General features: G+C 63.3%; 2 protein-coding genes. Both read right to left on the reverse strand.

The window, feature by feature from the left end; all coding sequences use genetic code 11:
• Nucleotides 1-131, reverse strand: a 131-nt coding sequence (locus tag ACLB1G_RS27950; protein ID WP_491630545.1) for a cysteine peptidase family C39 domain-containing protein, incomplete at its 3' end; no start/stop codon positions are given.
• Between the two features lies 1 nt (nucleotide 132).
• On the reverse strand, nucleotides 133-790 hold a 658-nt coding region (locus ACLB1G_RS27955; RefSeq protein WP_491630544.1), incomplete at its 5' end, for a beta-barrel domain-containing protein.

Raw genomic sequence — 790 nt, forward strand, 5'->3', positions numbered from 1 at the left:
CTATTCATGTCCAGCTCGTGGCCGTGGTAGCTTGCAATCATCGCGAGGCAGGCCAGGCCGCATTCGGCAGCTTCATCCTGCAGGATGAGCGGGAGATGCCGCCCACCGCCCCAATGAAAAAGACGCTCCATATTAGCCCTTGCGCAGCGAGTAGAGCGGATCCAGCAGCCATTCCAGCAGTGATCGCCGGTCCACGGCAATGTCAGCGCTCAGCAGCATGCCGGCTTGGAGCGCGACGGGCGCACCGTAGGCGCTCACATGCTGGCTCCCCAGCAGCACGGTCGCGCGGTACACCGGTTCATTGATACGCAGCGGCATGCCCGGCAGATCGCGTGTCAGTATCGTACGATCCACCTGCACCACGCGTCCTGAATAACTGCCGAAGCGTTGGTAAGGAAAGGCGTCATAGCGTAGCGAAACCGGCTGTTCCCGGCGGACGAAACCCACTGCGCGGCTCGGTATAAGCAATTGCGCGGTTAGCGCTGAGCCGGCCGGTAGGATGGATAGCAAAGGCTGTGCCGTCTCCACGCGCTGGCCTGGCTCCAGCAAGACCGCAGTGACCTTGCCGTCGCTGGGCGCGGTAACCACTGCGCTCCGGCGCGCCTGGTATTCGGCCATTTGCTGGTCCAGCGCTTGCATTTCTCCTTCCAGCGCGGTCTCCGAGTTGGCGCCGCGGTAGTCCGACGAAGCGAGCGTGTGCTTGAGTGTGCCAAGTTCACGCTCCAGCGCACCTTTGGCGCGTGCCAGCTCCTGCAGGCGGTTCTGTTGTTCCAGCAGCGCGTCCTGCTGC

It is taken from the genome of Duganella kummerowiae (genome assembly GCF_053572355.1).